Origin of the sequence: Pseudovibrio sp. Alg231-02 (assembly GCF_900143565.1) — a bacterium.
Lineage (GTDB): Bacteria > Pseudomonadota > Alphaproteobacteria > Rhizobiales > Stappiaceae > Pseudovibrio.
The window spans coordinates 379,949-406,625 of sequence record NZ_FREX01000004.1 but is presented as its reverse complement, the minus strand read 5'-3'; the positions used below and the strand labels follow the sequence as shown (position 1 = coordinate 406,625).

The window sequence follows — 26,677 nt, the reverse complement described above, 5'->3', positions numbered from 1 at the left end:
TGCTCTGGGTGAACAGCGCCTGCAAGTGTGATCTAACCCGTTGTCTACTCGGGAGACTAGGCAAACTGGGTTAGATTTGTGAGGTCAAGAACCTCATCGAACACCTGCGGAGCAGCGCCCAAAACAGGATACGGGGCACTTGGGTTCTCAGCCATCGGAAATGGGAGAATTTTCCCGCCAGCTTCAGTGATAAGGCAGTATGCAGCCATGCAGTCCCAGGCAGACATGCGCGGCTCAACGTAGCCAACCAAGCGCCCCGCAGCGACCCATGCCAACATCAATGCACCGGAGCCATAACGAGTGTAGCTCACGCCTGCGGACATCAGGTCTTCGAACATTTTACCGACCTGCGCAGGAGCAACGCGGTCATTCGCGCCAACGCCAAGCATGCCGGTCTGCAGGTTAAATCGTTCGGTCACCCGAACTGGGGAACCGTTGAGTGTGGTGCCTTTACCGCGCAGGGCAGCAAAGCGTTCTTTGAGGACCGGAACATCAATGATACCGATGGCAGCACCGTCTTTGTCGGTTACGGCAATGCACACGCACCACCCCGGTAACCCATTGAGAAACGGGGCAGTTCCGTCAATTGGGTCAATGACCCAGGTGTAACCGGTCGTCCCTTCCACAAAGCCAAATTCCTCACCAAGTAATGCATCCTCAGGGAAGTGCATGGCGATCAGGCTGCGGATTTTCTGCTCCACAGCTTTGTCAGCTTCAGAAACGACATCCTGCGGATGCCGTTTTGTGTCGATGTTCAGATCATCGCGATTGGCGAAGTGCTCAAGGGCAAGCGCTGCCGCTTCATCAGCCATCTTTTGGGCAGCGTTGAAGCGTTGCTCCAACTCGGCTGCTTGGTCCAGAACTGTTTCAGGGGTCATTTTTTACCGCCAATCAGTGCAAGACCGCGTGCATCAAAGTCGATGCCAACGGAGGTGCCGTTTTCCAGCAATTCGTCTGTGTGGTTGTCGATAACGAACAGCAGACCAAGGTCGCTCATCACTTCGTACTGGAAGTGATCACCCAGATAAGCCGCAGATTTGATCTTGCCGGTTGGACCGCCATTGACCTCTCTGCTGAGCTTGATGGAGTTGGCACGAGCGGCCAGTTTGCCCTTGCCAATGCTGTGGTTACGGCTGCGCAGGTCAAAGCCTTTGCCGCCAATTTGAACGTTTGCGGTCTCTGCATTTACGTCGCTGATGTCACAGTCGAGGATGTTTGCTTCGCCGATGAAGTCCGCGATGAACTCGGAAGCCGGGCTCTCATAAAGCTCATAGGGCGTGCCATCCTGCTCAATGAGGCCGTCACGCATCACAACAATGCGGTCAGAAACTGCAAGCGCTTCTTCCTGGTCGTGGGTGACGTAAACTGCAGTGAAATCAAGACGCTGCTGGATTTCACGGATTTCAGTACGCACCAGACGACGCAGGCGGGCGTCCAGGTTGGAGAGGGGCTCATCAAGCAGTAGAACCTGCGGCTCCAGAACCAGTGCACGGGCGACAGCCACACGCTGCTGCTGACCACCGGACAGCTCGGAGGGAAGACGCGGTGCTTTTTCGCGCAGGCCGACAAGGTCGAGACCTTTCAGAGCCAGATCTTCCGCATCTTTGAAACCACTGGATTCCAAGCCGTATTTCACGTTCTCAAGCACGCTCATGTGCGGGAACAGGGCATAAGACTGGAACACCATGGACACGTCACGCTCGTTCGGTGGCAGACGGGTAACGTCATCTCCCCCAATCATGATGCGGCCAGATGTTGGGGTCTCCAACCCTGCGATCATACGCAGGGTTGTTGTCTTGCCACACCCGGATGGCCCCAGCAGGGTAACCAGCTGACCCGGCTCGATCGTAAGATTGAGGTTCGGGATTGCAGTAAAGTCGCCGTAGTTTTTGCCGACATTTTCGAAGCGGACCTGACCAAATTTGGAATGTGTCATGCTGCGACTTCCTTCAGTTTACCCTGAGCAGGAGATTTTTGAGTGTTTTCCGGACGACGGAGTTTTCTTTCACCAACCAGCAGCTGGAAGATGAGAATGATGGTGACCATCACGAAGATGAGAACGGAGCTGTAGGCAATCGCCACGCCGTATTCGCCGTTCTCAACCAGACCGACCACATAGGCCGTCGCCATGTTGTATTTCGCGCTCACAAGGAAGATGACCGCTGAGATGGATGTGATCGCACGCACGAAGCTGTAGACCAGTGCCGCCTGAATGGCTGGACGCAGCAGCGGCAGGATCACTTTTTTCAGTGTACGCGCGCTGTTTGCACCCAGTGTCAGGGAAGCTTCATCCAGATTCTTATCCAGCTGAGACATCGCCGCCACGCCGCCGCGCACACCCACTGGCATGTTGCGGAACACGAAGCAGAAGATCAGGATCAGAGCGGTCCCCGTCATCTGCAATGGTGGCAGGTTGAACGCCAGAATGTAGCTGATACCGATCACGGTGCCCGGAATTGCGAAGCTCATCATCAGGCCGAACTCAAAGGCGGATTTGCCCGGGAAGTCCTGACGAACGATGAGCCATGCGGACAGGATGCCAACTGCAGCAGTCAATGGGGCTGCGGCTAGAGCGATCCACATTGTGGTCCAGAAGCTGTTCCATGCAACGCCGGTAAAGGCAAACCCATTCTCAAACGAGATGGAGAACGCGGTGATGTAGTGCGCCAGCGTGACACTGTGGTCCAGACCCCAGACTTTCACGAAGCCACCGAACAGGATCAGGCCGTACACAGCAACGGTGAACAAGCTCCAGAGAGCAACAATGGTGCCGACCGGGATTGCAATACGCCGTGGCAGTTTTGAGTAGCGGCCACCATCACCCTTACCGGTTACAGTCGCGAAGTTCCGCTTACCAAGCCACATCCGCTGCGCAAAGAAGGCAGAGAGTGTGAAGCCGAGAAGGATCATCGCCAGAACGGCTGCACGGGATGGATCACTCTGTGCACCAACAACCGCGAAGAAGATCTCTGTCGAGAGCACGCCGCCGTTGCCACCCAGAACCATCGGGTTGCCGAAGTCAGCCATGGACTCGATGAAGCCGATCAGAAAGGCGTTTGCCAGACCCGGCGCCATCAAAGGCAATGACACTTTACGGAAGGTTCTCCAGCGGCCAGAACGCATGGTCTGACTTGCTTCTTCCAGCGATGGGCTGATGCCTTCAACAACGCCAACCAACACGAGGAAGGAGATTGGTGTGAAGCTGAGCATCTGTGCAATCCAGATCCCCGGAAGACCGTAGATCCAGCGGCCCAGCTCAAGACCTGTTGCAGCTTCAATGGCCTCGGTGACAAAGCCTGTACGGCCCAGCATCAGGGTCAGAGAAAGACCAATCACGAAGGGAGGCGTGATGATTGGCAGGATGCTCAAGGTGCGCAGGCTTTTGCGGAATGGCATCTGCGTGCGGGTTACGATCAGCGCAAACGCAAGGCCCAGGAGGGTGGAGCCTGCCGCTGTTGCAATCGCGAGGAACATGGTGCGCCATGCAATGCCGCAACTTCCGCCAACCAGACAGTTCAGCTTCCAGATTTGCGGATCGGTGATGTTCCGCATGACACCTTCAGTGGTGAAGTTGCCACGGAAATCCTGAAACGCGCCAGCGAACATGGACAGAATTGGGTAGAATACAAAGGTCGCTACAAGCAGGATCAAAAGCGAGACGGCGGTGAGGACAATCGCGTCGCCTTTGAGAGCGCCCTTTTCAGCCAGGCCAAATGAAATGAAGGTGGTGAAGGTAAGTGCGAGCAACACGGCACCGGCGCCAAACGCAGGTTGACCATCGATACGGCCAAATGTTGCTTCCAGCAGGCTCCAGTTCCAGCCACGCAGGCCAATGGAAAGGCCTTCCAGCACCATCCAGAACAGGCCAAGAGCACCGATGATGGCAATCAGTTTGCCACGGTGGCCCGGCGCAGATTTCAGGCGCAGATATCCGGCAGCACCAACAAGAGCAAACACGGGGAGCAGTTGCAGCTTTCCAAGGAAGAGCTGGAAAAAGCCCGGCCAATAACGCTCTTTGCTCAGTAGATCCAAGACCCATTCGCCGCCAAAAAAGCCGCTGCGAATGTGGAACCAAGGCAATATAAACAACCCAAGGACGCCGCATATAAGTGCGAGGTCCAGCCGACGATTTTCATTTGTCATTTGGAAAAACCAGATTTTTTGGGGAAACGGGGCGAGCGTTAACTCGCCCCGATCTCAATCAGTTTGCAGCAGCGCCAACTTCCATGTCCCAGCGTGCCAGCAGGTTTCTGCGGCGGTCACTGCTTCCGTATTCCGCGAAATCGTAGTCGATGAGACGTACGTTCTCGAGCTTAGGAGCAGCTTCTGGCTGGGTAGAACCCTTGTTGGATGGAATCTGGTAGGAACCAGTTTCCGCCATCAGGTTCTGTGCTTCTGGGGTTAGCACCCAATCGTAGAACACTTTTGCAGTGTCTGGGTTTGGCGCACCGTCAATGAGAGACATTGAACCGATTTCGTAACCGGTGCCTTCACATGGAGCGACAACCTCGATTGGGAAGCCTGCTTCAGCCTGTTTCACTGCATCGTGCATAAACACGATACCGAGACCTGCTTCACCGCGGGCCGCTGCCTTAACAGGAGCGGAACCGGACTTGGTGTACTGCGATACGTTCTTGCCCATAGCCAACAGGTATTCGAAGGCTTCTTCTTCACCCATCAACTGAACGAGAGTAGCAAGTGCGGTGTATGCGGTGCCTGAAGAGTTTGGATCTGCAATAGAGATTTCGCCCTTCAACGCAGGATTTAGCAGGTCAGACCAGCATTTAGGGCCTTCGATGCCCTTTTCCGCGAGGATCTCTTTGTTGTAGCCCCAGCCTAGTGCGCCAGAGTACACGCCTACTGTGCGGTAGCCGGAGGTTTCAGCCTGAGCAACAGCCCATGGCAGAAGTTCTTCCAGCATTGGCGATTTGTAAGCGACAGAGAGCTGATCGTTTGCTGCCTGCAGATGCGGATCTCCGGTTCCACCCCACCATACGTCCGTCTGCGGGTTGCGAGCTTCTGCACGGATCTTTGCATAAGCTTCGCCTGAAGAAAGACGGATCATGCTGACGTCAGCACCCGACTTTTCTTCAAACTTTGCTGCGAGCTTTTCGCACAGAGCGTTGTCAGCGGAGCAGATGACATTGAGTTCATCTGCAGACGCCGCGCTTGCACCAGCACCCACAATGAGGGTTGCACCCAACAAAGCTGTCCTAATGGATTTCATGTTTACTCCTCCCAAACACGTTGTGTACACGTGTACATAATATAGTCGGCTAAATTTTTGCAATGTCAACTTTATTCCAAGAAAGACTAATTTATTTTCTGGATATTTCCTGATATGGAGATGCAAACGTGTACAATAATCAGCGAAATTTGATGTCGGAAAAAGTGTCTTCAAGAAAGCAGCAGGTCAGGGCTGAGGACGTAGCGCGCCACGCTGGCGTGTCCCGTGTTTCTGTCTCCAGAACCTTTACTCCGGGGGCCAGTGTTTCTGACGCGACGCGCGCTAAAGTATTGAAATCCGCAGAAATACTAGGGTACCGCGTCAACCGCCTCGCAAGCAGTCTCAACCGCTCTGAAAGTGGTATCGTGGCGCTTGTCGCTGCTGAGATTGATACGCCGCACCGCGCTGCGATGATCGCTGAACTCTCTGAAAGGCTACAGGCTGCTGGTAAGGTAACAATGCTTATCAACACCAGTGGATATGAGGAGCGTGTGAAGGATGCACTGCTGCAGGCCATCAGTTTTCGCACAGAAGCCGCGATTATATTGTCCGGTGCGCCCGATCCTTCCTTAGCCGACACATGTTTTAGCAATGGCATGAAGCTGGTTTTGATCAATCGTGAGGAAGATTTCCCGGGTTCTCTACAAATCGGGCCGGATAACCGGGCTGCTGGCAAGACCGCGCTGAAGGCTCTTTTGCGTGCAGGATGTAAGCGAATCGCCCTTGCAAACTCTGCAAATGCGACCTGGAGCATTGTGGAACGACAGAAGGGTTTCCTTGCCGCCGCTGAAGACGCCGGGGTTGATGTTCTGTGTGAGGTGGATGGTTTCACATCCTATCAGGCAGGTCTGGAGCTGGGAACGGCACTGCTTGATCGTGAAGACCGTCCGGATGGCATCTTCTGTACCACAGACCTGATTGCGTGCGGTGTCATTGATGCTGCGCGTCAGCGATTTGGCTTGCGTACACCAGATGATCTTTCAGTGATTGGGTTTGACAATATTCAGCAGGCAGAATGGGAAGGGTATGACCTGACCACCTTTGCGCAGCCAACGGATCAGATCATCGACAAATGCCTTGAATGGTGCACCACAGAGCAGCCGTCCAGTGAAACGGTGAAGCTGCCCGCCAAGTTTGTGTGGCGTAACAGCGTGCAAAAAGCACGTGTGCCGATGAAGTAGCAAAGTATCAGGCTTGAGGAACGAGCCTGACCTGCTCATAGGCCTCATAAAACTCTGCAAACATCTCCTGAATGCCTCGTATGGGAACACCAAGGCTGTCGCGCTTGCTGAAGTCAAAGCGCGTTGGTGGTTCCGGATCTTTGCCAAGTGGGGTTGGGAGCGCTTCTAGCGGCACGTACTCGGCAATCTCCTGGTAGATCCGGCGCCAAGTCCAACTGCCGCTCACAGCAAAGTAGCGTCCGGAGGCCTCTGACTGCTCTAAAGCGGCCAATGACATCCTTGCAAGATCCTGCGGGGAGGTGAGAGACATGGAGCCTGCTGGAACCGTGTTGTGCCAACCCGTTTTGCCGTGCCGCAACTTGGCAAGGAAGCTGAGAACGTGGCCTTTCAAATGCGAAGGCAGGAGAGGGGCGCCGACCATCATACTTGGCAAGAAAGTGCAAAGCTTCATGCCATGTTGCTCGGAGAACTCCTCTGCCGCTGCTTCCATTACAGTCTTTTGTGCCTGCGCATATTTTCTCTGCTGAATCTGCATCTCGGCATCTGAAGTGTCCTTGTCCTCCTGTTTTTCAAAGGAGGGGGTGGCTGGTTCTGCAGAGGCTGTGCTGGAACAGAGCACTGCTGTTTTAACGCCTTGCCGATGTGCAGCTTTCAGAATGTTCAGGCAGGCTTGTTCTGCAGGTTGAATGATCTCTTTCAAGCCGCGCTCACGATCCAACTCCGCAGCGGGCGTTCCGTCTACGCCGTGTTTGGTTGTTGGAATGCAGGCGATGAACACAGCCTTCGCTTGTGTCATTGGCGCATCGAACCTTTCAGAGTTGGATGTATCTGCTGAAAACAGGTGCAGTCGTTCCGCCGCGCCGGGCAAACGCATCAGGCCACTGACTTTATCAAGCTGGGAAATGTCGCGCATGGTGCCGTTGACGCGATAGCCGCGGGCGAGGGCTTCTTTGACCATGTAAGCCCCTGCCAGCCCGCTGGCTCCTGCAACGCAAATGGTTTTGATTTCAGTACCCCTCATCAATCCCTCCAGTTCCAGCAGCCTGATGGCTCATCTGAATGGAACCATGCCAGCAGTACATTCTCATTGCACATCGGAAGTTCTGAGGCAGGCCCTCAGCAAATCTGAGAGGTCGTCCTCAGCAAACCTGAGGAGAGCATTTCAAAGAAACAATTGGAATGTGGGGCATGATTTGAGGTCATCTGGCGACCAGAAAAAGACACCGCGCGATGAGCGGGCCAAGGTGCAGTCAACAACCTCCCCTAGGGTTCCGTCACTCATCCAAAGGCGCTAATCGCGCGGCACCTCCATCATCTTGAAATGGATTTTACAGAGAGGATTTTTCCATGGTCACCAATGACACTCCCGACAAAGCCCGCATTCTGATTGGGGCGAGCGCATCTCTGGATGCGACTCTGCTGCCCAACTATCTGCGAGAGATCAAGAATTCGATTGATTGCACTCTCACCGCCATGTTCACACCCAATGCCATCAACTTTGTGAACATGGACAGCATCGCGCTGTTCGTGGACCGGGTGATCTGCGGAGATGACCCGAAGGACTGGTCTACCGACAAACCGGGACGTATCGCAGCCGAGCACGATATTCTCGCTGTGATGCCAGCAACGGCGAATACACTGTCTGGTGTTGCCAATGGATCTTCACTCAATCGACTGACCACCGTCATTCTTGCTGCTGAGTTTCCGGTGCTCTTCTTTCCGGTGATGGGCGGACCCATGTGGAAGAAAGCCTCCGTCAGACGCAATGTGGCGCAGATCCGCGAGGATGGTTACGAGGTTTGTGATCCGGTTTGGCGTGAGAATTTTGACCCGCATATGGGCAAGATCCATGGTCACCAGTCCTTGCCAGACCCTGAGGTGGTGGTGGAGCAGATCAAGAAGAATCTGCCTCAATATCAGGTTCGCAGAGAGCTTGAGCTGAGCTGAGCTAATTTAAGCAGCTTTCCCGACCGACAAAAAGCCCGCCGCTCAAAAGAACGGCGGGCTTTCTCGTGATCCTGAAACAATCAGGATGCGGAGGAAACCGGTGCTTCAATTGGTTTGAAGACCTTGGTCTGAACCCAAAGCGCGACATACATGCCCAGGCCAAATGAGAAGTGCGTCATGAGGCTTTTCAGACGTGCGAAGTCCGGGTTTGGCCTGTTAGAGGCCATCACGCCAGCGCCAAGAGATGGCTGCATGACAAAGAATGGGAACACGATCATCACAACACCAAACAAGATCGCAAGGATCAGGGATGGTTTTTGCAGCTGACGGTTTCCAAAAATCATGACGAAGGCTGCAACGAAGATGATCCCGACCAGATAATGCACCGTCCAGCCAATGGCTGCTTCTCCTGCGATAGGTGCAGCGCGGCGGATGCTTTCGTGCGTGAATTGTCCGTCCAGCATGTGCCCCAGCCAGCGGCCAACCACTGAGAAGTTGCTCTGGGGAATGCCAAAGAGGCTATCTGCTGCGATGGCCCAGATATCCATGAAGAGCGTTGCGCCAATGCCAACAAAGAGAATGCGGAGTGCTAAACCAGTTCGATTTTCCATAGTACCTGTTCCTTTAGATCTGCGGGTGCTTTGCCGGAAGTGGCGCTTGCAAGTGCTCCCTTTTCTGGGGTGATAAAAAAAGCAGGCCGCGAGGGGATTGGAGTGCGGCCTGCAAGTGCAAGCTAAGTCAGGAGGAGCTGACCTAGCGGCTGCCTGCACATTTCTTGATGTCGCTGATTTGCTTCAGAGGCTGCAAAGAGGTCTCTGCTATGTAAGAGCCGATCTGGTAGCCCAACATGTCGCCAACAGCGTTGGAACGGCGGTAGTGAACGCCGCCAAGAACGCGGGATTCTGACTCTTCCTCAGCAAACTGCTGGAAGCTGACATAATCTTTGGAAAGACCGCCCTTGCCATTGAAGGTAAAGGTCATTTTGCCGTCGCCGAAGACGGATTCCATGACTTCCTGAGCCGCGCTGCCGCTGGTGCAATGCTGACATGGATATTCAGGATGCATTGGTGCTGGCACCAGAGAGCTCCACTCCATATCGGCCTTGAGGGTTGGGTGCTTATAAGTCTTGCCCAGAGCTTCCATTGCTGTTTGCGGACGCCACAACGCGTACTCATATTTTGCGTTGAAACCAGCAACCAATGCGTCTGTCAGGGCAATGTTGAGAAGCGCGAGCGTGCGGGCTTCTTCCAGCATGGACAGATCACAGGACGCGCTGCTTTTGCGAGCGATCTGGTTCCAGGCACCGGAGCCGGAGCCAGCATGAAGCTTGGCGATGAAGACGTTGTCCTCATTAGTCTGCGTTTCCTTGCCGCCCAACTTTACGACTTCACTCAGACCACGCTGATACTGCATGCTCTCCAGTGCCGGAGGTGGCGGCACGCGGAAGTGGGTCGCAGAGGACAGAACAAATGGCTTCATCTCACGAATTTTCGGCGCAACCATCTGGCGTTTAGACGTTGGCTGATACACACCCGCTTCTGCTGGACCCGGTGTGTAATTTACTGAGAAGTTAGCGTTGTCTGATGCGCGTGCTGCCAGAATTTGCTCTGCAACGGCTTGACCCAGGGCAATGCCAGACTGTGGGCTCTTCAGGTTTGCAAGGCGTTCCTTTGCAGCAATTTCCAACTCCGCTTTACGCTCTGGCATCAAGACTGACAGAACGTGCAGGGCGGCCTGATTAACGGCTGCTTGCGCAGATGCATCCGGATTGGTTGAGCCAGTGTACGCGTAAGGGGCGTAGGTACCTTCAACTGCGTTCGCGGCGTCGAACATTGCAGTATGCAATATTGTCAGGGCGCGCTGGCGTTTGGCTCCGGGCCATTTTTCAGCGTTGAAAAGGCCCATGGCGGTGTCTTGCCAGTCAGCAGCCAATTCTGCTTTGGCGGCTCCACCAGTAATCACGAGCGCCAGAGCGCCGCTGTAAGCAATTGTCTTCAACCAAGTAAATCGGGTCGTCATACTAAAACCTCGCAATTTGAAAACGGCTATAGCTAGGAATGGAAATTCGCTTTGCACAAATCGAAAGAATGGAAGGCGGGCCTCAGTATTTGTGTGGGCCCGCCTGAAGGTGCTCAAAGAAATCCGAGCAGGTACCACCACATCATGTCGATTGGGACAAGCAGGAACAGGCTGATCGCAAACAGCGTCAGACACAGTTTGATCACGGCCTTTGGTGGCAGGTTTCCAACCTGAATGGCGGCGACCAGTGGCGGCGCCTGAAACGGCAGAAACACATTGGAAAACGCCATAACCTGCGTCATCAAAACAGTCTGCAAGGGCAGGCCAGTGGCATCTGCCAGATCTCCGGCAACCGGTGTCATCACCGCAGGCACACCCGGCAGGTTTGTTGCCATGGCAACCAGTGTCGACAGGCCAGTGAGGACGGACAGGTTCCAGATTGGTGTGTCCTCGGCAAAACCGGCTTTGCCGCCAACAGCCTGAACCAAAGCCTCACCCAGTCCGGCAACTGAGATAACCGCTCCCAGCCCCATGATGCCCGCGACGAACATCAGAGAGCCATAGCTCAGATCCTGATTGATGCAGGTTTTGGAAGTCAGTTTGGCATTGGGCCAGAAGCAGGCGAGAGCCGCAGCAAGACCAACCCATGCCGGACCAATCGGATGCAGGCTGTCCGTCAGCCAGAAGATGAGGCACAGGGCCAGAATGATCATCAGGCGCCGTTCAGGAGCACTAACGGGTGGTACTTCCTCAGTGGTCTCATGCGCGTCCTGCGGAAGCTTGTCTGGGAACAGCACCAGTGTCAGACCGATAAGGATGAGTGATTTCAGGATGCCCAGAACCGGGAAGTTCAGACGCAAGTAATCCCAATAGGAAATACTGAGGTCATAGAGACTCTCGCTCATCCCCGCGAGGATCATGTTGGGGGCGTTGGCAGGCAAAATGGTGAATGCCGGAGCGAAGGTCGCAAAGGCCGCCGCACACAGCATACCTGTGCGCCCGTTGGAGCCGGGCTTGAAACCGATCTGTGCAGCAAGGGCGGAGATCACCGGCAGCAAAATCATGATGCGGCCAATGGAAGACGGCACCACAAATGCCAGCGCCACACTGAAGGCAACAATGCTGGAGACCAGTCCCGCATAGCTGTTGAGCGGCAAACGCATCAACAAAACGGCAGCTCGTTTGTCCAGCTTGGTGTGCTTGATGGAGGCGCCAAGCACCAGGCCTGCAAACAGCAGCCAGAAGGTTGACGTCTGGAACCCGGAAAACACCACGTCCGGCGGGGCAATGCCTATCACGATGGCAACGAAGAAGAAGGCGAGCGCGGTCCAGTATTCCGGCACCACACCTGTTGCCCACAAACCGAGGCAACCAACGGACAGGACCGCAGCAACGGCCATGCCAGCAGGCAGATAAGCGGAAGCCAGAAGGCCCGCGATTGTGGCGGCAACTGTAACACCAAGAAACTGCCAGGTCTGTTTGGTGTTAAACGAGGATTTTATTTTTTCGGGCGTGGGACTGAGCCCGGAGGCCGGAGCTGTGTCGTGCTGGGTGTGATCTGTCATAGCGACCTGTGATTCTGATTTTGAAAAATGAGGTGCCAGAACTATGATTTTTGCGCTTGCCAATAATCCAATCGATTTATCAGAGGCATAGCCTCAGCATTTTCGAATATGCTTATCAATGCGCCCTCAGGAAAGCTGAGGTAGCCTATCTGATAAATCGAATTTACTCGGATATCGTCTCCAAGTATCGATCTGTTGTTAAGGTAGGCTTTGGCTTTGGAGACGTTAAGTGTTTAATTTTGCAACCTATTACGGCTTCATAAATGAATAATCAGCAGGAAACCACGGTGTCTTCAGGCATCATCATGAACCCGATTGGCTTTGTGCGCTCAGGCTTCTCAGAAACGCGCGAATGCCCGAAATCCAGTCGTCGCAACCCTGCCCAGAGCCAACTGGAAATTGCCTCTCCTTATGCGGATGCGCTTTTGAACATCACGATGGCCTCTCATCTTTGGGTGATGTACTGGCTGCACCACTCTGACGGAACCGCGCTTGTTCGGCGCGCCCGTGGAGAGGAAGCAACACGTGGTGTTTTTGCCAGCCGTTCACCCAACCGCCCGAACCCGATTGGTTTGAGCTCGGTTGAATTAATTAAACGGGACGGCAACGTTTTGACAGTGAGTGGATTGGATTGCATCGATGGCACGCCAATTCTGGATATCAAACCCTATGTCCCTATAGAAGACCACCAGCCAACTGCGCAAATTGCGTGGCAGCCATGATCCGGAACCTGAGGATGCGCATGTTGCCGTGCGTCCCGCTCAGAAAGTCTGAGACATGCACATCTTTCACCAACCCCTTGTGCGCGTTGTAATTGCAGCTGTCGCGGCTCTGCTGCTGACAATAGCTGCGGGGATTTCTGGTCCCATAAACCAGCTTGTTATAACCGATGCCCGCGGAGACCGCGGGATGTTGGCGCCTTATGTTCATGGCAGAAACGGCATTGGTTACCTCTACACCACATACGTTTTTGATAGCCTGTTGAGCCAGTCGAAAGACGGTGAGCTGGTTCCGGCACTGGCGCGGCGCTGGACTGTTTCCAAGGATGGCTTGACCTGTGATCTGTATTTGGATTTGCGAGCGTCCTGGCATGATGGGCAGCAGGTTACAGCGGCGGATGCTGCTTTCACTTTCAGCTACATGAAGGAACATCCGTACGTCTTTGTTTCCGTCGAGAATGTGAGAGAAGCCGAGGTTATCTCTCCTGATCACCTCAAGATCTTTCTCAAAAAGCCAGATGCAGGATTGCTGAACGGGCTCCTGCTTTCCATGCCAGTCCTGCCAAAACACGTTTATCAGGATGTGGTTGAACCTCAACGTTTTGCAGAACCGGATGCTGTTATTGGCAGTGGGCCTTACCGCCTTGTTGAGTACAGCAAGGCACAAGGGCGCTATGTGCTGGAAGGCAATGCAGACTATTATCTGGGCAAGCCGAAATTCAAGCGTATTGCGATTGTGAAAATGGCGACAGATGCGGCGTTGCGGGCGGCTCATGCTGGGGAGATTGACGTGATTTCCTATCTGCCTCCGGACCGTTTGGAACAGGCCGAAGCGATAGGCATGAACGTTGCCAAGGCGTTTAGCCACCATTCCCTGCGCCTTGGATACAACCATAACGGACGCTTCAACGATAAAGCGCTTCGCCACGCGATTGCCTATGCGATTGACCGACCTGCCATTATCGAAACTGTTTTCCAAAAAACGGCGGATGTTGCAGATACCGGGTTCATTCAGGAGGAGTCGCCCTGGCATTCTCAAGACAAGCATCCTGAGTACTTATTTAATCCTCAGCGGGCCACTGATCTGCTGCTCTCCAAAGGGTGGGACCGAGGAGAAGATGGGCAGTGGTATCGTGATGGAGAGCGGGTTGTTTTACGCCTTCTTGCCAGCAGGCGCGAAAGCAAAACAGCGAAAGTCCTTGCAGAACAACTGGAGACCTTTGGCATAGAGCTGGAGGTTCGCATTTTAGAGCGTGCCGCGCTTCAGGACACTCTGTCTGAGGGCAATTATGATCTGGCCCTTTATGCCTCCGGTACTCTTGGCGATCCGAATGGAATCATGCGCCGTGTCTTTGGGCGTAAATGGGCTAGCGATGGCTATCAGGGTGAGCATCTGCAGTCGCTGGTGATTGCTCAGTCTGTTGCAACCAATAAGACGGAGAGGCAGAAAATTCTGGGTGAATTTCAGAAGGCTTATTCTGAGGAACTACCAGCCTATGCCATCGCAAATCCTCACATGGTGACGGCTTACAACGATAAGCTTTCATCCCTTCAGTTTATGCCCGGCGGTGTGGCGATCGGCGTCCCTTCAGCACTCCATAAATCCTATCTGGTTGATTGATCAGCTGGACACCCATTGTCAGCTGCCTTCGGGTGGCTGGCATAAGACAACCAACAACAGACAGGCCGTTCTTGTGGTACCTCCGATTATTTTAAACATGCTGTCTGGCCTTGGCATCCGCCTTTTGGTGTTTGCCCTGCTGGTTTTGCTGGTGTTCTTTTTACCGCGAATGCTTCCAGGGGATCCTGTTGAGGTGTTTCTTGCCTCTGACCTTTCGCGCAACCTCACTGGTGCGGAGAGTGCTGAACTCCGCGCCCAGTTCGGCCTGGCGGGGGATTGGCCGCAGCAGCTTGGCGTTTACCTTTGGGATCTTATCAGAGGCGATCTGGGATACTCGGTTCCGCATGCTGCCCCTGTCTCGGAACTGCTCAAAGCATCTATTCCATGGACCTTGCTTCTGATCACCTGCGCTGCACCGATTTTTCTTCTGGCAGGGGCTGCTGGTGGCATTGAAGCTGGCAAGGCGCCTGGGGCTTTCTTTGACAGGATTGCGACTGGCGCCGTGACAGTTGTCGCCAGCATTCCGCCATTCACCTCTGCCGTGCTGTTGCTGCTTGCTTTTGGCATTGTGTGGCCCGTGTTGCCCTCCGGTGGATCTGAGCCTTTGTTTCCCAGCAGCAATCCGATACAGCGGGATTTTGATATCGCCCGTCACGCAGTGTTGCCCGTGCTGGCACTGTCCTTGCACGAAATCTCCCGGTTCTATTTTCTGGCACGGGGAGAGGCGATCACGCTGTCTCAGCGGCCTTTCATTCTCAATGCCTGCGGGCGTGGCATCAAAGGCTGGCGCCTGCGCACGGCTTATTACGGGAGAAGCCTGTTTCCGGTTTTTCTGGCACGAATGAGCGATGCGCTGACTGGCTTGTTTGGTGCTGTCCTGTTCGTTGAGATTGTCTTCTCTTATCCCGGAACAGGGCACTTGATTTATAACGCTATTTTGGATCGTGACTACGTTTTGTTGCAGGGTGCGGTTATCGTTATGGCTGGTTTGGTTCTGCTGCTGAACTGGGTCATTGATGCTGTCGCTACAAGCCTGGCGCGTAGAGGGTGATCTCATGCTTGGTTATTGGTCACCTATCACACAAAGTGCTGGTTTCATTTCACGGGGAGCGATTGCTGCCTCGGCTGTGCTGGTTATGGCAGGCTTTGCGCTGTCAGAAAGTTTGCCTCATTACAAAACCAGCCCGGATGTTTTGCAGGCCCCGAGTATGGCGCACTGGCTTGGCACCAATGGGATTGGGCAGGATGTTTTTGTCGGTCTTGTAAGAGCAGCTCCAATCACGGTGTTTCTCGCACTCATCACAGCCACTGCGGCGCTGGTACTGGCTTTGGCTGCATCCAGTCTGGCTGCATTTGGCGGACCACGCATACGCAGCGCGGTCTTGCGATTGGTGGACGTGCTGCAGGTGATCCCGTCCATCCTGTTATTGCTGCTGCTGGCGGCCTGGATACAGCCCGGTTTCCTTGGGCTTGTGGTGCTTCTGTCGCTGACTGGCTGGCATGAGGATGTGCGTGTTGCTCTGCCGATTTTGCTGCGGGAGCTGACCCGCGAGAATGTGCATTTTGCGCGGCGTATGGGGGCCAGTCGTAGATACTGTCTGCGCCACCACATCCTGCCCGCGATCTGGCCCGCAATTGTCGGTTTGTTTTTGCAAAATGTACGGCAGGCAGCCCTCAAAACAGCTGGTTTCGGGTTTTTGGGGCTGACTGATCCAAGGCTGCTGACCTGGGGCAGTATGATACAGGATTCAATGGACTATCTTTATACGGATGCATGGCTCTGGCTCCTGCTTCCGCCAGCGGGTGCGCTTTCTCTGTTTCTCGTCGGCATCTTGATTATTGGTGAAGGCTACATGTCAAACGGCAGCCTCAGCGGAAAGGAACACCATGATCCGCGTTGAGCAGCTTAATCTTTACTATGGTCGCCAGTCTTTGCTTGAGGATGTCTCTTTTGAGATCCACAAAGGGCAAACTCTGGCGGTCATCGGAGAACCCGGCGGTGGCAAGACGAGCCTCGCCCGCTCTCTTATGGGTCTCATTCAAGGGCGCAGGCTGGCAGAAGATGAACAGCCATTGGCCTCCAGTCATTTCAGCTGGAATGGAGAGGCCTGGCTGGGAGACATGAATGTCCTGCGTTCGTCACGCGCGCAATTGCAAGGCATGCGGGGATGTTCTGCAGGCCTGATCGTGCAAGCGCTGTCGGATGCATTGAACCCTCATTTGACCGTCCTGCAACATGTGCAGGAGATGCTGCAGGCACATGGGCTTTATGAGCGGGATGCGCTTGAGGAATGTGCCAGAGGGAATATTCCGGAGCGTCTTTTACATCGTTATCCCTCAGCTCTGAGCGGCGGCGAAATTCAGCGTGTTCTGACCGTTCTTGCTCTGGCAAACTCTCCTGAATTTCTGATCATGGACGAACCGACTGCCGCGCTGGACAGTTTCAATCGGGAAATCGCCATTCGCTCGTTTCAGGCCGGGAGTGAGGACCGCTGCCAGATGCTGATCACGCACGACATTGAACTGGCACGTCGTCTGGCAAGCCATGTGGCTGTGCTGCGCAAAGGCAGATTGACTGAGATCGGGACAGCTGAAGAGGTGCTCGACAGACCGCGCAGCATCTACACCCAGCAATTGCTGAAACTGAGGCGAAACGCGCATAACTCAGCCCCGATCCTGGCGAGTGGAGAAGGGGGGTATCCGGAGTTGGAGGCACGTAGTGGTCATGGATTGACCCTTGATAAACTGCATCACAGCTTTGATGGAAGAGCCTTGCTCTCCAACATTTCAGCGTTTGTGCCAGCAGGCCGGTGCCTTGCGATTTTGGGGGGAAGTGGGAGCGGCAAAACCACGCTTGCGCGGTTGTTGAGCGGTTATGAAACTGTGCAGGACGGCTTTGTTTATTGGCAAAATGAGGAAGGGCGCGCCAAGTCCGTAGTGGCATTGATACCGCAGCACCCGCACCGCGCTATGGCCTGTCATTTTACGGTCTATGAGGTCCTGAAAGAAGCGCTGATGCTGTCTGGCGGGGACCAGTCTGAGCTCACGCGGTTGCTGGAGCGGGTTGGCTTGCCGACGGATTCAGACTTCCTGCGCCGCAAAACCAGAAAGCTCTCCGGCGGTGAAGCGCAACGATTGGTGATTGCACGGGCGTTGGCGACCCGGCCTCAGTGTCTGGTGGCTGATGAGCCCACCTCAGCGCTGGACATGCAGGCCCGCAGTCAGGTGCTGGAAATTCTGCGCAGTGTGATGCGCAACAAGAAGATGGCTCTTGTGCTTTTCACCCACGATCACGCCGCCGCCCGCTCGCTGGCAGACAAGGTCTGTCATTTGGAGCAGGGCGAACTCATTTGCAGCCAAGCCCCGCAAACAAATGCTGCCAGTTGAAAAAGAGCCAGCACGTTTTGGCAACGTGCTGGTTTGTTTAGGCTGGGGCTGCTGCACTCGACCGAATTGAACGCACGCGGTCCGAAAGCCAGTCCAGATCTGGATCTGCGATGCCGAGTTCGGTCAGGTGGTCTGCGGTGTTCCAGAGGTAGTCGCAGTTCGGGCCTCGCTCACCTGCAGCGGTCGCGATGATCTGCGCTTGTTCTTCGGCATTGAACTGACCGTATTGCTCATGCTCGCGGTTGACCACATAGGTCAGGGCCTCAACTTCGCGGCCATCCTGTAGTTTAAGCGTGGTGATGATTTCTCTATACGCCGGATTGAACAGCTCTCGTTTGCGCAGGTCTTCCAGCACCTTCTCCTGTCCATCGCGAGGAATACCCAAAGCCACACCGCTGCAATAAGCATCGGGTGCTGCATCCAGCGCCAGAACCAGGCCGTGTTTTTCAAATGTGCCGCGATAGCGCAGCGAGCACAGGCAGAACCGGCGTTTCCAGCCATCAAGACGGGCGGGCACTTGCTCAACAGGTTCAAAGCCGGGGTGCCAGATGAGTGAGCCGTAGCCAAAGACCCAGAGAATATCTTTCATTTCTTTTCCCTTTTCAGGAGAACATTGAAAAGCACAAAGGGCACCGTGAAAGGCGCCCTCTGTGATCAAATCTCAGCTGATCAATCCATAATCAATTGATAGGATGCCACGAGACTGGTGTAAGGCGGCAGGAACACTGATTTCGGTTCCCCGTTCAGCAACACCGTGTCTTTTGCATCGAAATGCAGATGGATTGGTAGCGGCCCAAGCCAGTTGTTGGAGATCTTGCCAATGCGGTTGCCGCGGACAATCTTGTCCATTGGCTTCACCTGCAGAGTGGCCATGTCTAAATGCACATAACGATACAACGTGCCGGTAGCGCTCTGGATGGTCACACCAAAACGACCTACATGGGCAACAATGCCGTCTTCTGCTGCAACGGCCCAGTGCTTGCTGGCTTCACATGATGCCGGCCGAATGTCCTGCCCCTGATGGCCGCCAGACGCGCAAACTGGCAGGTCAGCCCTGCGGAACTCGCAAAAGTTATCGCGCCATGGGTAGGAATAGTTCACCGGATCACACTCGGACCCGCCGTCAGCTTTGAAGCCACCTGGTGCATAAGCGTGAGAGTTGGCATAGGCTGGGCCGGATTCCACCGGAAACCGCATGTTTGGGAAAAAGATGGCATGGCTTGCAACACCTTTTCCGGTGTCTGCAATCAGGTCACCCGGTTGCATAAAGCGGGAGCTGTCATCTGCGTGGGCGGAGAAGCCAAAGGTCAGGGCCAGACAGAGATAGATAAATCGCATCATTGGTTTGCTCCATTCACAACAAGGAGGGTCTGAACGACGCTTTGAAGAAAATCAGGCTTACGGCAGCGCGTGTCTTTGATCGGGTTGTCGCAGGTCAGGCGGATTGTGTAATGCGCCCCGTAGCGGTTCAGATTGTAGTCTGCCCCGTTGCCGATGGATTCATGCGCAGTTGCCTTATGATGCTCGGTGAGATCTTCCGTTCCAGTCAGCACATTGTGAGACCCCAGAATGCTGATCTGCGCGCCTTCCAGAGTGTAAAACGCAGCATAGGATGAGTTCTGGCTTCCGAACTGTGGCGTCTCCATCTTCGCATCACTGCCGAAAATCAGGACAGGCAGCTCAATGTAACTGAGCTTGCCAGTTGTAGCGGTGACGAACTTTTCCACGGCGGCTGGGTCCCGCGCGAGTGACCGCTTTGCAGCGATTTTGGCTGCTTGCCAATCGATCTTGGTTGGCACACGCTTAACACCATTCTTTGCCAGAGTGGGAGCGGCGGTTGTTGCTGCCAGAAGAGTGGCCGCTAATGCGACTTTGGCGAATTCCATAAAAGTCTCCTGTAAATGCAAAAGAGTGCAAAGCCCCGGCAATATCGGGGCCTGCATCAAATCATGCTGTTTCAAGCAAGCGTTCTTCGCGCACGGGCGTTGCTTCTTTTGCCGCTTTCGCCTCCAGCCGTTTCATCTGACTGATGATGTTGCGGCGGTGCATTTCCTCAGTGCCACCCACAGCGCAAAACGCCAGTGCATCACGCAGGAAGGTCGAAACCTCACCCTGATGATAGCCTTTGGTGCCGTAGAGCTTGAGCAAGTCGATCGCGCCACTGGTGATCGCTTCAGCCCCAACCAACTTGGCAATGGAGCAGGTCATGCCGGCTTCCGGTGCGCCGGACAGAAGCTGCTGGAGTGCGCCATAGGCCGTCCACTTGGCGGATTCTGCGGAGATGCGCATGTCGGTGAGCTTCTTCTGCACGTACTGGAACTCAAGCACCGGCACTTCGAAGGTCTGACGCTCCTGAGCGTAGCGCATCGCTTCCTTCAGCATCGGTTCAATCATCCATGCCGAAACCAGACCGTAATACAGTCTGCCGAGGGAGACGAAGGTGATCAGGTTGCGCAGGCCCTTGCCGGGAATGCCAAGCAAGTCGCCGTAATGCAGCGGGATATTGGTGAACTTCATCGGCCCGGTTGGCAAATCCAGATTGCCGAGCTTTTGGTCGTAGTCGCCAACTTCAAGGCCCTTGGTGCCTGCATCCAGCAAAATGAGCGAGATACCGTCACGTGCATGACCATCCAGCTTGCACACGACAAGCGTGAAATCCGCCACGGGCGCATGAGCAATGTTGTACTTGGCACCATTGAGCATGAACGTCTCATTTGGTCCCGGTGTCAGCACAGAGGAGGTGGAGCGCACATCTGTGCCCGTATCAGGGTCCGCAATCGCAGTTGCGCTGAGCTTCCCTTTCAGGATACGGCCAAGATAATCCTTCTTCTGCGCTTCCGTGCCGAACAGGTTGAGTGCATGAACCATGCCTGCCTGTGCGATGACAGAAAGCAGAATACCCGGCGTGCGCACAGAACATGCAAGACCTTCCAGAGCAGCGGTAAAGTCCCACCAGTTGGTGCCTGCACCGCCGTACTCAACCGGGACGATGATCTTCCAGAGACCGGCTTCTAAAAGCCGGTCCCATGTGTCCTGATCAAATGCCTGCTTGCCAGCGTGAAGCTCTGAGTGGTCAATCTGGCTGCCAATTTGAGCATACTTTGCTCGCAGAGCCTGTTGACGTTCATTCCATTGTAGATCCATCAGAGATCTCCAGATTTCAAAAGTGACGGATCTTAAGCTGGCTGATGAAGAGCGGCAGGTTCTTGCAGAGCTGCAACCGCAGTCTTGAACTCATCCGGCACCGGATAGGTTGCCTGCTTTTCGTAATCAAACATCACGTGAGTGGAAGCTGCATTGGCAACCACGCGGCCATCTGCATCACCAAGACGCATTTCATGCTGCATCTCAAAGCTCTTGCCGCCAAACTTTGTCACACGGCTCAACACAACCAGATGGTCGCCGTAAAGAGCCTGAGAAACGTAGTCGCAAGAGGTTTTTACCATGATGTGCGGCAGCTTTTCAGACTTTGGCAGCTTGAGCAGATCATGCATGTATTCCAGATAAGCGGACTGCATGTAATCGTAGTAGATCGGGCTGCTTACATGACCCATTGAATCTGTATCGCGGTAGCGGATATCGATTGGTGTTTCATAAGCTTTCTGTGTCATGAAATTCCCTCCTGTTGGGGTTTTGAAAATCATTGGTGAATGAAGGTTGGGTCTGTGTCGCGGCCTGCAACGGACCATGAATGGTGAAGCCCATGGGCACGGGGCCGTGCTTTGTCAGGACTGTCAGAGAAAACTCGTTGGCGGCGCACAGCGTGGTGATGCAGCCATCAGCCTCGCCCTTGGCGCACACAGCCGCGGCTTGCGCGTTGCTGGTGACGTACTTGCGCTCAATAGAGGCCGGGATCAGTTTTTCCGGTGCCGGATGCGTTGCGCAAAGGGCTGGTGTTTTGCCGGTAGAAGAGGCCAGCACCATGTTGTCGGTGTTCATGATGAACACGTCCATCAGTTTCAGTTGGCCGATGTGCTCGTAAATAATTGAATGAAGATGCGGGTAGGCGACGACACTCAGCAAAACGGACTTGCGGCATTGAGCAACGGCTTCGGCTGCAATTTCCATGGTCGGGTGAAGAAAGACCTCGGCGTTTTTGCAGTGACGCTGTACCCATGTCAGAGCTGCTCTTTCGCAGTTCGTACCAGTCGGCCCCAGAGTGTGAACTTGCCGGACCCAATCAAAGGACAGTGGGGCTGTTCCTTTGGCCAAATAGTCCGAGGCTTCAATATGTGCATCCATAAATTCTCTGATCCTTCACTTGGGAAGAAAGACTGAAAAATGCCGATGCAGGATTTGCGCGAGGCGCTCCCCTGACAAACTGCGTTGGCTTGTCGTTGTTCTTATGCATGGGCAGAGCGGTAGCACGCGCAGACTCCGATAAATCTCCGTTTGCTCTGCCGGTTTTGAGGTGAAATTTGTTCCTCGCGTCCAGTAATATTTTTTCGTGTGACCCTATGGAGCCGGAAAGGTTTGCTTTGAACAAGCTGAAAAAACTGATGGCTTCCCTCAGGATAGATGAGGAATGCCTCAGCGGAAGTTATTGCTTCTAAATTATTGATAATACAGGCGGTTGCATAAAAAGAAGGCACCGCAAAAAAATGCGATGCCTTCTGAAGGGCTTAGTAATTTGGAGTTGCGCGAAATATAGACAGCGCTAGGCGGCAACAGCTTCGCTGAGAGCTTTGCGACCCATGTAATCATGAAGATCCAACATGCGTTCAAACCACAAATTGACAGGGTCGCTTGGAGCAAGAATTGGATCTGGGCAGCACACTTTGCACCACTGCAAGGTGCCGAACAGAACATAATCTGCATGCATCGCTCTCTCGCCGCCGAACCAATCCTGATTGGTGAGCAGGTCGCGCACAGGGTTCAACTTCTCCGGCAAAGTGCTCAGTTCAGCGTCTCTCCCTGCATAGACCTCCTCGAGAGGTTTTCCGAACCGTTTTTCGCGTGCAGGCCGGAAGTAGGCGCGGTCGGCATCATTCATGATGTTGTACATATCCATCACAGCAATCACAGCCAATGTCGGGTGCAGGACGGTTTTGCAGTAGCTCTCCACAAAGCGGGAAAGCTGGAGACCGCCAGCACCATCAAACAAGCTGGGTGCGTCCTGATAGGTGTCTTCCAGATACTCGGCGATCTCAAAACTATCACCTAAAAGCTTGCCTTGGTCGTTGAGCACAGGAACGCTGGTGAAAGATCCGTCTTCAATATTGGAAATGTCGCCAAAGAAAACCGGCTTCAGATCAAAATCGAGGCCCTTGTGCTTCAGGGACATCATAATTTTCCAGACATGCGGTGAGTAATGTTGCCCGGAGGCTCCGCTGAGGCTGTAAAGAAGTCTTTGCATGTGGCTTCTCCCGATGAGAATTAAACAATGAGTTTGCGCTAAAAAATTCCTCAGTATTCCGGATTGTTTTTGTCTTTAACGCCAACTGGGCAGAGCAGCCATCCGCCCAACTGGAAAGCAGGGTGCAAGACTTCAGCCCATTGCTGAGCTGAAGTCTTGCAAATCTGGTTCTTTTGAAAGTGTCAGGAGGCGATAAGCGCCGCCTCTAGTGTTCGGTCGTCCTGAAACGAAAGGCTCGTGCAATTGTCTGTCGCCAGAATGGAGCGAACCGCCGCAATCACCGGGTCTTCTTTCCGGCAGGAAAGGTGCGCAAACAACACGCGGGCTGATTTTTGCACCTGAGAGAGCAAGACGATGTCGCCCTGGTTCTCTTGAGGGTTTGTTGAGTTGGCATGAACGAGCCCGATACCAACACCGCTGGCAATCAAAGCACGTGTAACCCCCTCATCATCCACATTGATCACCCGCTTGGGCCTGATGCCATGCGTGTCCAGAAGGTCCCTTGCCACACGCCCGCAACAGGAATTGCCGCTTGGGTAGATCCACGGCACGTTTTCAAGTGCCTTCCAGTTCACCTCAGCCGCAACGGGCACAAGGTCCGCAGGGGCTGCGAGGTAAACGCAGAAATTGGAGATCTCCAATGTGGAGAGCCCGGCGTCATCCTCGCCCGTTTCCGTATAAAATCCGGCGTCGAGGCTGCCGTTGCGAATGCCTTCCAACACCTTCACAGAGGGGCGGTGCTGTAGCTCAACTTCAACCTCGGGGAACTCCTGAGACATGGCCGCAAGCAGATTGCTTACAACGCCTGTGCTTGAGTTGCGGCCAGCGCCGAGGGTCAAATTGCCTGCAAGACTTCCGCGTAACCGCGATGCTTCCTCCAGAAACTTCTGGTGCCGGTCCAGCAACTGATGTGCTTCCGTGAGGAGGCGTTGTCCGTCGGGGGTGACCGCCATTCCACGGGGTGTCCGTTGGAAGAGCGTTAATCCCAATGTCTCTTCCATGTTTTTGATATGCGCACTGACAGCTGGCTGGCTGCGAAAGAGCAATTCTGAAGCTTTGGTTATGCTGCCTTCGCGCGCGACCGTCACGAAGGTTTTGAGTTGATGAATGTCCATCCTTTTCCTTCCAATAAGAAAAGAGTTTCTTGAACGTATTCGGCTCTGAAAAGGACAATAACTATGCTCAGCCGTTGGCTTTGGGCTAGTGTGCTGGCACCCGCTAAACGGGTATGCCCTGCTATCACCCTACGATATCTCTGCAGTCAGACCAAGCCTACTTTTGAAGGCCAGTCCTCCCGAGAGGTGTATGTCCGGTCATGTTGCCGGGCTGGACGCTGAGCTCCTGATCTCTTTCGTATAGCGAAGTTCGATTCCGCCGCAATAAGTAAATTAATTTGCGGTTTGGATGAATAATTTGATTGCTCATCATCATATAAGTAGTTTGTTTCCGTAATTTGATTTAGTGATTTTAATTTTGTTGTATTTATTGATGTGAAAATCTGTTTTTATGATTATATGGGTTTTATCTATTTAATATGACAATACATAACCAGTAATTATTGTATAGTGCTAAAGTGAATTATTGATAATCACTTAAATGTATCTCTTTGTTTGCTTGATGGTTTTTTGGGCAGATGGGAGGTCAAGTGACTACTTCCTTGGCACTTTGACGGCAACAATGCGGGCAAACTGACAATATGTCGGGAGCATGAGTGTCAGCTTGACTATCTTATCCAGATGGTTTTGGGAGCAAGTCGCTTAGCGGATTTGCATCTTTGTCATCTCGTCACTCAGCCAGTTGATGAAATCCCAAACCGGGGCTGAGGGGATAGATGTTTCTGGCAAGACAAACTGGAAAGCACGCTGGCACGGCAGCGTCTCAGCAAACGGCTCTACAAGCGTGCCTGCATTCAATGCATCTATGACATAGAGGTCTCTGAGAATGGCAAAGCCACGTCCGGCAATAGCGCTTTGCAGGATAAGGTCCGTGTTGTTGAAGGTGAGTTGCTGCACCATCTGGCCGGAAAAGTCGGGCCAACTGGCTTCCAGATACTTCTGCCAGTGGAAGGCCTCGTCTTCATGAATGAAATCAGCTTTGGCAAAGAGCTCAACTGGCGCTGAATGCGGTGCCAGACGCTCTCCTGCGATGGTCTCCAGATAGTTTGGTGAGCAGACCACACGCATCCGCTCTTGCGGCAGGGGAATAAGCGGAGATGCTCCGAGATCGCCCTCAGGCTTGGGCAGCAAGCGCAGCGCCACATCGAGTTTTTCTTCCGCAAAATCAACGAAGCGATTGGCTGCACTGATCCGGATCGCCACGTGCGGGTGCAAAGCGGAGAATTGAGCTAAACGCGGGACCAGCATAATGGAGGCAAGAGACGGCGCAATGCCGATTGTGAGCTGCTTTCGAGCGGTCTGGCTGGCGAGAAGGTATGAGAGGTTCTCTATACCATTGTTGATTGCTGAGACTTCCGAAAGGATATCCTGAACCAGTTCCGTCTGCTCCAGATTGCGCCCGTTCATGCGGAACAGCTTAACGTCCCAACGTTCTTCTAACTGCTTGATATGATAGGATACTGTTGGTTGTGAGACGTTCAGTTCCCGAGCGGCCGCGGAGATGGATTTGTGCCGTGCAACTGCCGCGAGTGCACGTAATTCCTGAAGGGTGGGGACGAAACGTCGAGAGATAGCCATGAGTGATGTATAGAGTTTTTCTATACATGGATCAATCAGACTGATTTGTCTTGCTCTGACCCGCACTTATAAACTGCCCAAAACTTTGAGAAATATCCGTCATAATGACGAATTTGGGGGTTGGGATGTTTAAAAATACCGGAAAAGCCATCTTGGGGGCTGCACTATTTGTCTCTGCAAGCGTTGTTGGCATGAGCGCACAGGCGGGAGAGGCTCTGGATGCGATCATGAAGAGCAAGACGTTGCTCGTGGGCTCTAACTCTGATTATCGCCCGAACGCGTTTATGGGAGACGACAACCAGCTGCAGGGCTTTGACATTGACGTTTCCAAAGAGATCGCTAAGCGTCTTGGTGTTGAGGTGCAGTTTGTAACGCCGGGTTGGGAAATCATGACTGCGGGCCGCTGGTCTGGCAGATGGCATATGGTTGTCGGGTCCATGACCCCAACAAAAGCCCGCGCACAAGTGCTGGATTTCCCTGCCGTGTACTACTACACCCCGGCAGCTTTTGCGGTTCACAAAAACTCCAAGGCAACATCGCTTAAGGATCTGGACGGCAAAGTGATCGGCGTTGTGGGCTCGTCCACCTACCACAAGTACCTGGAGCACAAGCTTGAGATTGATGCGGTTGGCGCACCGGCGTTCGAATACGCTGTGACACCGGGTGAAATCAAACTTTACAGCGATATCAACGAGTTTGACGAGCTGTCTCTTGGCGATGGCGTGCGTCTTGATGCATTGGCGCAGTCTGTTCCTGTTATTCAGCAGGCGATGAAGAAGGGCCTGCCGATCAAGCAGTTGGGTGATCCGATCTTTTATGAGCCGCTGGCGATTGCGATTGATAAAGGCGACAAAGAGCTCAGCGACAAGCTGGCTTCCATTGTTGAGGACATGAAGAGCGATGGCACTTTGACCAAGCTATCCGTGAAATGGCACGGTGCGGACCTCGTGAGCGTTAAGTAA

At 53.9% G+C, this 26,677-nt stretch carries 25 protein-coding genes; 8 read left to right on the top strand and 17 right to left on the bottom strand.

The features are described from left to right. Positions 1 to 56 precede the first annotated feature (56 nt). Genes DHN43_RS14150 through DHN43_RS14135 form a run of 4 tightly spaced genes read right to left on the bottom strand, consistent with a single transcriptional unit; the run spans position 57 to position 5,227 of the window. Complete coding sequence (locus tag DHN43_RS14150) at positions 57 to 878, bottom strand: inositol monophosphatase family protein (RefSeq protein ID WP_108819010.1); 822 nt, start codon at positions 876 to 878, stop codon at positions 57 to 59. Beyond that, positions 875 to 1,936: an ABC transporter ATP-binding protein gene (locus tag DHN43_RS14145; RefSeq protein ID WP_063302714.1), complete on the bottom strand. Its 1,062-nt coding sequence runs from the start codon at positions 1,934 to 1,936 to the stop codon at positions 875 to 877. The genes DHN43_RS14150 and DHN43_RS14145 overlap by 4 nt, the downstream gene beginning before the upstream one ends. Then, positions 1,933 to 4,143 (bottom strand): ABC transporter permease, encoded by a 2,211-nt coding sequence (locus DHN43_RS14140; RefSeq protein WP_193757744.1) that lies wholly within the window; start codon positions 4,141 to 4,143, stop codon positions 1,933 to 1,935. The genes DHN43_RS14145 and DHN43_RS14140 overlap by 4 nt, the downstream gene beginning before the upstream one ends. Positions 4,144 to 4,201: 58 nt before the next feature. Further along, complete coding sequence (locus tag DHN43_RS14135) at positions 4,202 to 5,227, bottom strand: ABC transporter substrate-binding protein (protein WP_063288015.1); 1,026 nt, start codon at positions 5,225 to 5,227, stop codon at positions 4,202 to 4,204. 152 nt (positions 5,228 to 5,379) lie between these two features. On the opposite strand from DHN43_RS14135, the gene DHN43_RS14130 reads away from it, so the two are divergent. Continuing rightward, positions 5,380 to 6,408 carry a LacI family DNA-binding transcriptional regulator gene (locus tag DHN43_RS14130; protein ID WP_057461514.1) on the top strand — a complete coding sequence of 343 codons (1,029 nt, stop codon included), beginning with the start codon at positions 5,380 to 5,382 and terminating at the stop codon, positions 6,406 to 6,408. Positions 6,409 to 6,415: 7 nt separating this feature from the next. Here DHN43_RS14130 and DHN43_RS14125 read toward each other — a convergent pair whose 3' ends face one another. After that, the gene (locus DHN43_RS14125; protein ID WP_208995412.1) at positions 6,416 to 7,429 is read right to left on the bottom strand and encodes an NAD-dependent epimerase/dehydratase family protein; all 1,014 of its coding nucleotides are present in this window, start codon (positions 7,427 to 7,429) and stop codon (positions 6,416 to 6,418) included. Between the two features lie 326 nt (positions 7,430 to 7,755). Here DHN43_RS14125 and DHN43_RS14120 point away from each other — a divergent pair, with 326 nt between their 5' ends. After that, positions 7,756 to 8,355: a flavoprotein gene (locus tag DHN43_RS14120; RefSeq protein WP_108819009.1), complete on the top strand. Its 600-nt coding sequence runs from the start codon at positions 7,756 to 7,758 to the stop codon at positions 8,353 to 8,355. 80 nt (positions 8,356 to 8,435) lie between these two features. On the opposite strand, the gene DHN43_RS14115 is transcribed toward DHN43_RS14120, so the two are convergent. From DHN43_RS14115 to DHN43_RS14105, 3 genes are all read right to left on the bottom strand, one after another. After that, positions 8,436 to 8,966, bottom strand: a complete 531-nt coding sequence (locus DHN43_RS14115) for a DUF2938 domain-containing protein (protein WP_063288017.1) — start codon at positions 8,964 to 8,966, stop codon at positions 8,436 to 8,438. A 142-nt stretch (positions 8,967 to 9,108) separates the two neighbouring features. Then, the gene (locus DHN43_RS14110; RefSeq protein WP_108819008.1) at positions 9,109 to 10,374 is read right to left on the bottom strand and encodes a vanadium-dependent haloperoxidase; all 1,266 of its coding nucleotides are present in this window, start codon (positions 10,372 to 10,374) and stop codon (positions 9,109 to 9,111) included. A 113-nt stretch (positions 10,375 to 10,487) separates the two neighbouring features. Continuing rightward, a complete protein-coding gene (locus DHN43_RS14105; RefSeq protein ID WP_108819007.1) occupies positions 10,488 to 11,939 on the bottom strand; it encodes an SLC13 family permease in 1,452 nt (483 codons plus the stop codon). Positions 11,940 to 12,202: 263 nt separating this feature from the next. Here DHN43_RS14105 and tsaA point away from each other — a divergent pair, with 263 nt between their 5' ends. The 5 genes from tsaA to DHN43_RS14080 are packed head-to-tail and all read left to right on the top strand — an operon-like array spanning position 12,203 to position 17,666. Continuing rightward, complete coding sequence (gene tsaA, locus DHN43_RS14100) at positions 12,203 to 12,661, top strand: tRNA (N6-threonylcarbamoyladenosine(37)-N6)-methyltransferase TrmO (protein WP_108819006.1); 459 nt, start codon at positions 12,203 to 12,205, stop codon at positions 12,659 to 12,661. 55 nt (positions 12,662 to 12,716) lie between these two features. Next, positions 12,717 to 14,279, top strand: a complete 1,563-nt coding sequence (locus DHN43_RS14095) for an ABC transporter substrate-binding protein (RefSeq protein ID WP_108819005.1) — start codon at positions 12,717 to 12,719, stop codon at positions 14,277 to 14,279. After that, complete coding sequence (locus tag DHN43_RS14090) at positions 14,272 to 15,330, top strand: ABC transporter permease (RefSeq protein ID WP_244306746.1); 1,059 nt, start codon at positions 14,272 to 14,274, stop codon at positions 15,328 to 15,330. The genes DHN43_RS14095 and DHN43_RS14090 overlap by 8 nt, the downstream gene beginning before the upstream one ends. Continuing rightward, positions 15,296 to 16,180 (top strand): ABC transporter permease, encoded by an 885-nt coding sequence (locus tag DHN43_RS14085; RefSeq protein WP_244306743.1) that lies wholly within the window; start codon positions 15,296 to 15,298, stop codon positions 16,178 to 16,180. Before DHN43_RS14090 ends, DHN43_RS14085 begins: the two co-directional genes overlap by 35 nt. After that, positions 16,167 to 17,666 (top strand): ABC transporter ATP-binding protein, encoded by a 1,500-nt coding sequence (locus tag DHN43_RS14080; RefSeq protein ID WP_108819003.1) that lies wholly within the window; start codon positions 16,167 to 16,169, stop codon positions 17,664 to 17,666. The genes DHN43_RS14085 and DHN43_RS14080 overlap by 14 nt, the downstream gene beginning before the upstream one ends. Positions 17,667 to 17,703: 37 nt before the next feature. Here the strand turns inward: DHN43_RS14080 and DHN43_RS14075 are convergent, their stop codons facing one another. The 9 genes from DHN43_RS14075 to DHN43_RS14035 all read right to left on the bottom strand — a co-directional run bounded on the left by DHN43_RS14075 (position 17,704) and on the right by DHN43_RS14035 (position 25,715). Continuing rightward, the gene (locus tag DHN43_RS14075; RefSeq protein WP_108819002.1) at positions 17,704 to 18,255 is read right to left on the bottom strand and encodes a gamma-glutamylcyclotransferase; all 552 of its coding nucleotides are present in this window, start codon (positions 18,253 to 18,255) and stop codon (positions 17,704 to 17,706) included. Between the two features lie 80 nt (positions 18,256 to 18,335). Further along, positions 18,336 to 19,007 carry a M23 family metallopeptidase gene (locus DHN43_RS14070; RefSeq protein WP_063288024.1) on the bottom strand — a complete coding sequence of 224 codons (672 nt, stop codon included), beginning with the start codon at positions 19,005 to 19,007 and terminating at the stop codon, positions 18,336 to 18,338. Further along, the gene (locus DHN43_RS14065) at positions 19,004 to 19,552 is read right to left on the bottom strand and encodes a hypothetical protein (RefSeq protein ID WP_108819001.1); all 549 of its coding nucleotides are present in this window, start codon (positions 19,550 to 19,552) and stop codon (positions 19,004 to 19,006) included. Before DHN43_RS14065 ends, DHN43_RS14070 begins: the two co-directional genes overlap by 4 nt. Before the next feature lie 61 nt (positions 19,553 to 19,613). Next, positions 19,614 to 20,810 carry an acyl-CoA dehydrogenase family protein gene (locus tag DHN43_RS14060; protein ID WP_108819000.1) on the bottom strand — a complete coding sequence of 399 codons (1,197 nt, stop codon included), beginning with the start codon at positions 20,808 to 20,810 and terminating at the stop codon, positions 19,614 to 19,616. A gap of 32 nt (positions 20,811 to 20,842) precedes the next feature. Then, on the bottom strand, positions 20,843 to 21,277 hold the full coding sequence (locus DHN43_RS14055; protein WP_108818999.1) for an acyl-CoA thioesterase: 435 nt from the start codon (positions 21,275 to 21,277) through the stop codon (positions 20,843 to 20,845). Then, complete coding sequence (locus tag DHN43_RS14050) at positions 21,258 to 21,908, bottom strand: prephenate dehydratase (RefSeq protein WP_057461501.1); 651 nt, start codon at positions 21,906 to 21,908, stop codon at positions 21,258 to 21,260. Before DHN43_RS14050 ends, DHN43_RS14055 begins: the two co-directional genes overlap by 20 nt. 415 nt (positions 21,909 to 22,323) lie before the next feature. Beyond that, positions 22,324 to 23,022, bottom strand: a complete 699-nt coding sequence (locus DHN43_RS14045) for a glutathione S-transferase family protein (RefSeq protein ID WP_108818998.1) — start codon at positions 23,020 to 23,022, stop codon at positions 22,324 to 22,326. 182 nt (positions 23,023 to 23,204) lie between these two features. Beyond that, the gene (locus DHN43_RS14040) at positions 23,205 to 24,137 is read right to left on the bottom strand and encodes a LysR family transcriptional regulator (protein ID WP_057461499.1); all 933 of its coding nucleotides are present in this window, start codon (positions 24,135 to 24,137) and stop codon (positions 23,205 to 23,207) included. Positions 24,138 to 24,779: 642 nt separating this feature from the next. Further along, positions 24,780 to 25,715 carry a LysR substrate-binding domain-containing protein gene (locus DHN43_RS14035; RefSeq protein WP_108818997.1) on the bottom strand — a complete coding sequence of 312 codons (936 nt, stop codon included), beginning with the start codon at positions 25,713 to 25,715 and terminating at the stop codon, positions 24,780 to 24,782. 125 nt (positions 25,716 to 25,840) lie between these two features. Between DHN43_RS14035 and DHN43_RS14030 the strand changes: the two genes are divergently transcribed. Continuing rightward, positions 25,841 to 26,677, top strand: a complete 837-nt coding sequence (locus DHN43_RS14030) for a transporter substrate-binding domain-containing protein (protein WP_063296161.1) — start codon at positions 25,841 to 25,843, stop codon at positions 26,675 to 26,677.

Coding starts and splice junctions, on each gene's coding strand:
- DHN43_RS14150 (WP_108819010.1), bottom strand. CDS start 878: ATGACCCCTGAAACAGTTCTGGACCAAGCAGCCGAGTTGGAGCAACGC.
- DHN43_RS14145 (WP_063302714.1), bottom strand. CDS start 1,936: ATGACACATTCCAAATTTGGTCAGGTCCGCTTCGAAAATGTCGGCAAA.
- DHN43_RS14140 (WP_193757744.1), bottom strand. CDS start 4,143: ATGACAAATGAAAATCGTCGGCTGGACCTCGCACTTATATGCGGCGTC.
- DHN43_RS14135 (WP_063288015.1), bottom strand. CDS start 5,227: ATGAAATCCATTAGGACAGCTTTGTTGGGTGCAACCCTCATTGTGGGT.
- DHN43_RS14130 (WP_057461514.1), top strand. CDS start 5,380: ATGTCGGAAAAAGTGTCTTCAAGAAAGCAGCAGGTCAGGGCTGAGGAC.
- DHN43_RS14125 (WP_208995412.1), bottom strand. CDS start 7,429: ATGAGGGGTACTGAAATCAAAACCATTTGCGTTGCAGGAGCCAGCGGG.
- DHN43_RS14120 (WP_108819009.1), top strand. CDS start 7,756: ATGGTCACCAATGACACTCCCGACAAAGCCCGCATTCTGATTGGGGCG.
- DHN43_RS14115 (WP_063288017.1), bottom strand. CDS start 8,966: ATGGAAAATCGAACTGGTTTAGCACTCCGCATTCTCTTTGTTGGCATT.
- DHN43_RS14110 (WP_108819008.1), bottom strand. CDS start 10,374: ATGACGACCCGATTTACTTGGTTGAAGACAATTGCTTACAGCGGCGCT.
- DHN43_RS14105 (WP_108819007.1), bottom strand. CDS start 11,939: ATGACAGATCACACCCAGCACGACACAGCTCCGGCCTCCGGGCTCAGT.
- tsaA (WP_108819006.1), top strand. CDS start 12,203: ATGAATAATCAGCAGGAAACCACGGTGTCTTCAGGCATCATCATGAAC.
- DHN43_RS14095 (WP_108819005.1), top strand. CDS start 12,717: ATGCACATCTTTCACCAACCCCTTGTGCGCGTTGTAATTGCAGCTGTC.
- DHN43_RS14085 (WP_244306743.1), top strand. CDS start 15,296: ATGCTGTCGCTACAAGCCTGGCGCGTAGAGGGTGATCTCATGCTTGGT.
- DHN43_RS14080 (WP_108819003.1), top strand. CDS start 16,167: ATGATCCGCGTTGAGCAGCTTAATCTTTACTATGGTCGCCAGTCTTTG.
- DHN43_RS14075 (WP_108819002.1), bottom strand. CDS start 18,255: ATGAAAGATATTCTCTGGGTCTTTGGCTACGGCTCACTCATCTGGCAC.
- DHN43_RS14070 (WP_063288024.1), bottom strand. CDS start 19,007: ATGATGCGATTTATCTATCTCTGTCTGGCCCTGACCTTTGGCTTCTCC.
- DHN43_RS14065 (WP_108819001.1), bottom strand. CDS start 19,552: ATGGAATTCGCCAAAGTCGCATTAGCGGCCACTCTTCTGGCAGCAACA.
- DHN43_RS14060 (WP_108819000.1), bottom strand. CDS start 20,810: ATGGATCTACAATGGAATGAACGTCAACAGGCTCTGCGAGCAAAGTAT.
- DHN43_RS14055 (WP_108818999.1), bottom strand. CDS start 21,277: ATGACACAGAAAGCTTATGAAACACCAATCGATATCCGCTACCGCGAT.
- DHN43_RS14050 (WP_057461501.1), bottom strand. CDS start 21,908: ATGGATGCACATATTGAAGCCTCGGACTATTTGGCCAAAGGAACAGCC.
- DHN43_RS14045 (WP_108818998.1), bottom strand. CDS start 23,022: ATGCAAAGACTTCTTTACAGCCTCAGCGGAGCCTCCGGGCAACATTAC.
- DHN43_RS14040 (WP_057461499.1), bottom strand. CDS start 24,137: ATGGACATTCATCAACTCAAAACCTTCGTGACGGTCGCGCGCGAAGGC.
- DHN43_RS14035 (WP_108818997.1), bottom strand. CDS start 25,715: ATGGCTATCTCTCGACGTTTCGTCCCCACCCTTCAGGAATTACGTGCA.
- DHN43_RS14030 (WP_063296161.1), top strand. CDS start 25,841: ATGTTTAAAAATACCGGAAAAGCCATCTTGGGGGCTGCACTATTTGTC.